This window comes from Protofrankia sp. Cj3 (assembly GCF_917627355.1).
GTDB lineage: Bacteria > Actinomycetota > Actinomycetes > Frankiales > Frankiaceae > Protofrankia.
Map to the genome: position 1 here is coordinate 1 of NZ_CAKJTR010000215.1, position 7,509 is coordinate 7,509.

At 73.8% G+C, this 7,509-nt stretch carries 8 protein-coding genes; 4 read left to right on the forward strand and 4 right to left on the reverse strand.

Translation table 11 applies throughout. The features are described from left to right. The 4 genes from MJ783_RS20475 to MJ783_RS20490 form a co-directional block, all read right to left on the reverse strand. A partial coding sequence (locus tag MJ783_RS20475) for a hypothetical protein (RefSeq protein WP_239312814.1) occupies window positions 1-227 on the reverse strand: 227 nt, incomplete at its 3' end. A gap of 82 nt (window positions 228-309) precedes the next feature. Then, the gene (locus MJ783_RS20480; RefSeq protein WP_239312816.1) at window positions 310-1,026 is read right to left on the reverse strand and encodes a recombinase family protein; all 717 of its coding nucleotides are present in this window, start codon (window positions 1,024-1,026) and stop codon (window positions 310-312) included. A gap of 88 nt (window positions 1,027-1,114) precedes the next feature. Continuing rightward, entirely contained in the window at window positions 1,115-1,798 is a 684-nt protein-coding gene (locus MJ783_RS20485) for a site-specific DNA-methyltransferase (protein ID WP_239312818.1), read from the reverse strand. A 230-nt stretch (window positions 1,799-2,028) separates the two neighbouring features. Further along, entirely contained in the window at window positions 2,029-2,760 is a 732-nt protein-coding gene (locus tag MJ783_RS20490; protein ID WP_239312820.1) for a hypothetical protein, read from the reverse strand. Between the two features lie 488 nt (window positions 2,761-3,248). Between MJ783_RS20490 and MJ783_RS20495 the strand changes: the two genes are divergently transcribed. The 4 genes from MJ783_RS20495 to MJ783_RS20510 form a co-directional block, all read left to right on the forward strand. Further along, on the forward strand, window positions 3,249-4,145 hold the full coding sequence (locus MJ783_RS20495; RefSeq protein ID WP_239312822.1) for a hypothetical protein: 897 nt from the start codon (window positions 3,249-3,251) through the stop codon (window positions 4,143-4,145). Next, window positions 4,136-4,531: a pilin gene (locus tag MJ783_RS20500; protein WP_239312824.1), complete on the forward strand. Its 396-nt coding sequence runs from the start codon at window positions 4,136-4,138 to the stop codon at window positions 4,529-4,531. The genes MJ783_RS20495 and MJ783_RS20500 overlap by 10 nt, the downstream gene beginning before the upstream one ends. A gap of 154 nt (window positions 4,532-4,685) precedes the next feature. Beyond that, window positions 4,686-6,620: a hypothetical protein gene (locus MJ783_RS20505; protein ID WP_239312826.1), complete on the forward strand. Its 1,935-nt coding sequence runs from the start codon at window positions 4,686-4,688 to the stop codon at window positions 6,618-6,620. A 10-nt stretch (window positions 6,621-6,630) separates the two neighbouring features. Then, window positions 6,631-7,509 (forward strand): PrgI family protein (locus MJ783_RS20510; RefSeq protein WP_239312828.1); only part of this gene is annotated, 879 nt, incomplete at its 3' end.

Genomic DNA, 7,509 nt, shown 5'->3' on the forward strand with positions numbered 1-7,509 from the left:
TGTGTCGGCGCCGTGTTCGGCGATCCGTTCCTTTCCCACTGTAGGACGAGTTCGGCCAATGCGGACACCGCAGCCTCGTATTCGTCGGCGGTCATCGCGACGGTCTCGACCCGTTCGATGTTCACCTGCCGGGCCACATCCTGGCGTCCGGTGGAATGCGGCGCGGAATCGGCGGCGGTGGGCGTGTGGTCAATTCCGTCCCGGTCTCGCGGCGCGTGTGCCGTCACGACGACACCTGCCCGCCGTGTCGCCTGCCGAGACTCGTTGCACAGCAGCTGTTGGATCGGTAGGCGCGGCGGAGGGGTGTGGTCACGTGATCGCCCCGCGGTTACCGCTGGCGGTTCCCAGGTCGGTCGGGGGGTCGGGGGGGAACTCCCAGGGCGGCAGGTGCGGGCTGAGGATCGCGGTCCCGGGGGTGGCGAGGAGCTGGACGCGGTAGAACGTTCGCCCGTCGATGATGGGCTGGTGGGCGTGGGGGCAGATGATCCAGTGTTCGGGTGGGACGGGCTGGCCGGCGTGGGTGCGGCCCCAGACGGTGGCGCCGGTGTAGATGGGGTTGGTCAGGACCCGGCCGATCGCCGTGGAGGTCCACGGCCGCGGTATGCCGGTGGCGGGGTCGGCGACGTCGAAGTACAGGTCCTGGACGCTGCGCAGGCGGGTGGCGATGGAGCTGGGGGTGAGCCGGTCCTCGACCCGCCACCGGAAGATCGTCGCGACGAGGGCCGCGGGTCCCTGGTCGGGCACGAGGCGGACGCGGCGGCGGGGCGGGCCGTCCGGGGCAAGCACGGTGATCCGGTGCGGCAGGTAGCCGAAGGGCACCGGGCCGAGGTGGAAGCCGGCCCGGACGAGGTCGATCTGGGCTTGGCGGGCGCGTTCGGTGGTCCAGGCGTGGTGGGCGGCGAGCAGCCGCGCCTGCCGTATGGCTCGTGCGCTGCGGGGGTGGGTGAGCCGCCACCACCAGCCAGGCCGGCGCTCCGGCTCGATCGGGGCGGGTGGCAGCGCTGGAAGGGGCAGCAGGTCAGACATGAGGGCTCCAGCCGGAGGAAGGCGAGCGAGGAGAAGCGGGGACGGCCGGCCGCGGCGGCGCGTGCGAGCGCGGCCGGCGGAGGGCGGTCTATGCGGCCGGGCGGTCTGCCACGGCGCCGCGCGAGTCGGCGGCCGGTGTGAGCTGCGGCGGGTCCGGCTGCCTGGGTTCTCGTGCTCGCCTGCCGTCGGCGCGGAAGACGATCACGTCTTGGTGGACGGGGTAGGCGCGTGCCCACCCCGTCTGGCGGGCCGTGCCGAGCGCCGGGATGTAGGGGACGGCGGTGAGCGCGACGGCCCGCTGCACGGGTCGCCAGCCGGTGTCCCGGCCGGCGGCGGCGACCCGGCTGGCCAGGTCGACACCACCGCGGACGCGGTAGGCCGCGACGACCACGAGGCGGCCCTGGGGCCGGGACAGGTTCCGGTAGCCGGCGAGGCGGGCACGCAGCCGGTCGCCGGCCGGACCGGCGGGGTCGGCGGGCGGTCCGATCGCGGTCAGGAGCAGGTCGATCGGTCCGAGTCCGGTCCAGGACCACGCGTCGGGCGGCGCGTCGATGATTATCCCGTCGCCGGGTGCGCCCCGGGCTTTCGCCGCGGTCAGTGCGGCGCGGGCCGCCTTCCACCCGTGCGTGTCGCAGGCGATGCCGATCGCGTGACGGCGGGCACGGACCGCTTCGGCGACGACCGTCCCGGGCCCGCAGTCCGGGTCGCAGACGGTGTCCCCAGGCCGGCTGTAGACGGCGATGGCGTGGGCTGCGACCGTCGGCGAGAGCACTGCGCCTTCCTCGGCGGAGGCGGGCGGTGTCGCGGAACACCGAGATTTCCCCGCTGGCGGACAGGTGATGTCCCCATGGGCGGACGTGTTTCCTCCTCGCTGGCGGTCAGCGGTTCTCCCCGGACGGGGCGGGTAGCCGCTGGCGCCGTACTGGCCGGCGAGGCTGGGCCGGCCGGTGGGCCAGACCGTCGCCCACCGATCGTCACGGCGCCACCCCTCGGGTTCGCCTCTCACCAGCCCTCGCCCCCGGGTGGGACCGGCGCGCTGACCGTAGTGAACAGCAGCAGATCGGAATGCACGCGCCGGGCCAGCATCCCCGTCGGGATGGGTGTGGGGAGCTGGTCGAGCTGGTCGAGCTGGTCGAGGGGGACCTCCATCAGGACGATGCGGTCGAGCAGCGTGAGCCCGCCGTACCAGGCCGCGGTCGTCAGCTCGATGGTCGGGTCGATGAGCCAGCCGGCGACGCTGTCGCTGCGGGTGATGACCGCTAGGGTGCCGCCGGGGGCCACCAGCTGGCTCCAGGGAATGTGGGTGAACCAGCCGAACCGGGTCGGGGCGACGACCGTGACGACGAGCGTGTGGCGGTCGGTGTCCGGGCCGGGACCGAACGCCGGGTCGGGTCCGGGTCCGGACACCGCTGGCCGCGGGGCCGGGTCGGCTGGCGCGGTGCGGACCTGGACGGGCCGGCCGAGTCGGGCGACGGCCCAGCCGGTCTCGGTGAACCCGCCGGTCGTGTCGTCGCCGGCAGCGGTGGGCGGCCCGGCCTCGGCCGGGGACGGCGGGTCCAGCAGCAGGACGGGATCGCCGGGACGGGTGCAGATGGCGACGAGCCGTTCCACGGCGGCCTGAAGCCAGCCAGCCGGCCGGCGGTCAGGGGTGGCCGGCTGGCACGGCCAGACGGTCGCCGGCCGGCCCGCGGGGACGACGGAGTGGTCGTGGTCGTGGTCGGATGCGGTTGGCATCGGTGGTCTGCCTTTCACAGCGAGGCGTTTTCGCGGTCGTAAAAGGAGACCGTCTGCTGGGCGGTTTTGTGTCACCACCTCCGCAACTTTTTCCAAGATTTTTCCCGCTGGCAGTGGTCTAGTCCGCCGGGACTATTGATCGCTGGGAGATCGCTGACAGCGCTGCACCGGGCGGCCGGAAATTTTTCACGATTTTTCTTGTGGGTGCCGGCGTAGGCCCGGCTGGGAGCCTGCCGAGGGATGCCAGCGGACTGCCAGCGCTGTCACAGCGTCGCAGGTCAGAGCGGTGCTGGGCAGGTCCGAGCCGCCCGGTGGCATCGGGCCGAGGGGTGGGCTGGTGGGAATGCCGGCACGGGCTCGCTGTGATTGCGCTGGGCGCCAGCGATCTCTGCTGGGCGTTTGCTGGGAGATCGTTCTGGCTTTTCGCTGGCATCGGTGTGGCGTCCTTGTGGCTGTCCGAATTTCCGTGACAGTGAAGGACGGCGGTCATGCCCGACGAAATGTCTTCTCTTCCTGCGCGAGCGGCCGGCCAGGGCGCGCCCGCCTTGCCGTTGGCGACATTGCGGGACTGCTTCGCGCTGCTGGTCGCTGGCCCCGCGCCGCTGGCTCTGGACGGCGCGCTGGTGGCCGGTCTGCCCGACCGGCTGGTGGCGTTGGACGAGCTGCGTGACATGCTGCTGGCTCGCTCCTGCCCACCGGCCACCCGTGATGCCGCCTGGGCGGTGGTGGTCCGCTGCTCCCGCCGGCGCGGCGGCGCCTGGACAGTCGGCGCCGCCGGGATGGCGCTGCCCGCGCTGCGGGCGGTGGCATCCCGGCTCGGCGGCCATGGATACCTCGACCCGGCGGATGTGCAGGCTGAGGTCCTGACCGGGTTCCTCGCGGCGCTCGCCACCGCCCGCCTCGACCTGCCGCGGATCGCGGTGCGGCTGCGCTGGGCGGCCTACCGGGCGGGGCTGGCGCTGCTGACTCAGGCGCTGGAGACCCCCCATCCCGATCCGGACCTGTTCCACACCCGTGCTGTCGCCCAGCCATGGGCCGGCGGTCCGGATGACATCCTGGCCGGCGCGGTCGCGGACGGAGTCCTGACTGTGGCCGAGGCCGGCGTGATCGCCGCGACCCGGCTCGCCGATGTCCCGGTGAGCGCTTGGGCCGCGTGTCATGCGACCCCGCGGCGCGCCGCCTACCGGCTGCGCGACCGCGCCGAACGACGGCTGATCGACTACCTTGCCGGCCCGGTCCGCACCGGCCGGGCGCCGCGCCTGCCGGCCGACGAACCACCCCCGCCACCGCAGCAGCGTGCCCCGTCCGGGCCGAAGGCCACGGCTGTCTCGTCATTCCGCCCGGCTGGTGCGGTGGCACTCGTGGAGGTGGCGGCATGCGGCTGACCGCCCCTCACCCCGGCCGCCGCCGCTGGCTGCGGGCTGGCGGCTGGGTCGTGCTGTTCGTCGTCGTGCTCGTCGTACTCGTCGTGGTCGCCGCGTCCGTGGCGTCCGCGCAGGTGCCGCCGCAGCAGATTCCCCCGCCACCGCCGGTCGCTCCCAACCCGGGCACCGTCCTGAACAACATCCGCAACTGGATCATGGGGATCCTCGCCGGGCTGGCAACGGTGTTCCTGACCGTCGGCGGCCTCCGCTACATCACATCCGGCGGCGAACCCGGCGAGGTCGGCAAGGCCAAGGAGTCGTTCAAGCACGCCGGCTGGGGCTACGGCCTGGCCGCCCTCGCGCCGCTGATCGTGGAGATCCTCAAAGCGGTCGTCGGGACGGCATAACCGATGATTGTCAGCACCCCGCCGCCCGGCTCGCGGCACCCGTCCCGCCCGGCCCCGGTCCCCGGTCCCCGGTCCGCCGCGGACACCCGCCGCGCGGCCCCAAACAGGGCGACCAGCGCACCGGCGCGGGTGGCCGTGGCGGCGGGTGGTGGGAGTGCTGGCCCTCAGCCTTTTCCTCATCGCGGGCCGGCAGGCCGCCGCCCTCGCCCAGCCGGCACCGCAACCGAACCCCCAGCCCGCCCCGGCAGCATCCCCGAGGACCCAGCCAGGCCCTCGGCCGAACCCGGAGCCAGGCCCGTCGCCCGTCGCACCCGGGACCACAGTCGACCCGTGCCCCGTCGATCCGGCAGGACCGTCGCCGGCGGCCTGCACAGTCCCGCCGGCTCCGAGTGCGACGCCGCCGAGCCCACAGACCACCCCGACCGCGCCGGACACCAGTACCGGCACCGGCGGTGACGGCGGCGGGCCCGGGGGCGTCGCCGGCTGGATCGTCGACGGCGTCACCAGCGCGATCAACGCGTTCTTCCACGGCCTGGTGACCGCCGCGCTCAACCCGCTACTGGAGCTTCTCGGTAACACCCTGCTGACCACCCCCACCCCCGGTCAGGTCCCGGCGGTCGGTCAGCTGTGGATGACCAGCTGGCAGATCACCGTCGCCGGCTACGGCATCCTGATCATGATCGGTGGGATCGTGGTGATGGCCTACGGCTCCGTGCAGACCCGCACCTCACTCAAGGAGATCGCCCCGCGGATCCCGGTCGCGTTCCTCGCCGCGGCGTTCTCCCAATCCCTCGCCGGCATCGCGATCAGCCTCGCCAACTCGCTACCCGGCGCGATCCTCAGCATCGGCGTCGACCCGGGCAGCGCCTCCCAGACGCTCCGCGCCATCATCGTCGGCGCGTTGGCACCTGCGTCCACCAGCCTCAACGGCTCGATTTTCGTGATTTTCCTGGGGTTGGTCCTCGCCGGGTCGATCGTCGCGTTGCTGTGCACCTACATCGCCCGAATGATGCTCACCGTGGCGCTCGTCGGTGCCGCCCCGCTGCTGCTCGCCGGGCACGCCCTGCCCCAGACCGACGGGCTGGCCCGCTGGTGGTGGCGGGCGTTCGGCGCCGTGCTCGGTATCCAGATCGCCCAGTCCTTCGTTCTGGTCGCCGCGATGCGGGTGTTCTTCACCCCCGGCGGGTTCACCGTCTTGGGCCCCACCCCGGACGGAGTGGTCAACCTGCTCGCGTCCATCACCCTCGTCTACATCCTGTTCAAGATCCCGTTCTGGTTGCTGCAGTCGTCGCGGATCGGCAACGGGAGGTCCTTCGTCAGCCGGCTCGTCCGCGCCTACGTCATGGGACGGGCGCTGGGTCTCGTCGCGGGGAGCTTCGGTGGACGCGGTGGCGGCCGGTTCACCGGCCGGGGCGGCCGGCACGGTGGGATCGGCCGTGGGGGCCGGCTACGAAGCGGGCGCCCGCCGGGTGGCGCGAACCCCTTCGCTCGCACCGATGATCCCTACGCCCGCGTCGAGGCCGACCCGAACGGTCAGCTCCTGCTCCCGCTGACCCGGGTGCCGCGGGTCCGCCGGCCCGGCCCGGCCCGGGGGGTGCCCCGCCCGTCCCGTCCGGCCCCTGGCGCCGTACGGCGCCGGCCGGGCCACCGCCAGCTCGCCCTGCCGTTTGACCAGGCGATCGGCCTCGGCGGGCGTTACCTGCCCGCCGAGGGCGGTGCCTGGATCGACCGGGACGGGCAGTACCTCCTGCCGTTCGAGGTCGACCACCTCCGTCCCCGGGCCGGTTCGCGGACCAGCCGTGGTGCCTCCGCCACCGGCGGCGTCCGGCCGGTGGGGCCGCGGGGGCGGCAACTGGAGCTGCCGTTCGACCCCTACCAGGGCCTCCGCCCGGACCGCACCGGCCAATACGCCCTCCCGCTGGAGGGACTACGCCGCACCCCGCGCCCAGCCCGACCGCCGACACCCGCCGTACCGCCCCCGGTGTCCCGCCCAACACCACCGCCGTCGCTGCCGGTACCGCCCCTCTACCGGCAGCTGATGTTGCCGAACATGCCCCGCCGCCGACGCCCGCCCCAGCCTGGAAGGTGACCTGCCTGCCATGACGCATCCTGTGCGGATTCCCGCCGACGTCGACCGCGAGGACCGGCTGATCGCGAACCTGACCGCCCGGCAGGTCCTGATCCTCACGCTCACCGCCGCCGGGCTCTACCTCGCCTGGACCGCCACCCACCGGCTACTGCCGCTGCCGGTGTTCGTGCTGCTGGCTGGCCCGATCGCGGCCGTCGCCGGCGTCGTCGTCCTGGGCCAGCGTGACGGGCTCAGCCTGGACCGGCTGCTGATCGCCGCGATCCGCCAACGCACCAGCCCACGGCAGCGGATCAACGCCCCCGAAGGCGTCGTCCCGCCCCTTGCCTGGCTGGCCGCCCGCGCCACCCGCGGGACCGGCGGGGATCGCCGGCCGGCTGCGGGCCAGGCGGCCGTGCCCCTACGATTGCCGGCCCGCACGGTCACGGCCAACGCCAACGCCGGGGTCGGGGTCGGGGTCGGGGTAATCGACCTCGGTGCAGACGGACTGGCCGTGGTCGCGGTCGCGAGCACGGTCAACTTCGCGCTGCGCACCCCCGGTGAGCAGGACGGCCTGGTCGGCGTGTTCGCCCGATACCTGCACAGCTTGACCGCCCCGGTGCAGATCCTCGTGCGGGCGATGCCCGCCGACCTGACCACCCAGATCCACCAGCTCGACGACGCCGCCGACCAGCTGCCCCACCCGGCGCTCGCGCACGCGGCCCGCGAACACGCCGCCTTCCTCGCCCAGCTCGCGGTCGAGATGCAGCTGCTGACCCGCCAGGTCCTGCTGGTCCTACGCGAACCGCTCATCACCGCGGGCCCCGTCGATGGGCTGGGTGGCGCCTCCCCGCTGGCCGCGCTGTCGGGCCGGCGGGCGGCGGCCCGCGACGCCCGCCGCGCCGGTGAGGCC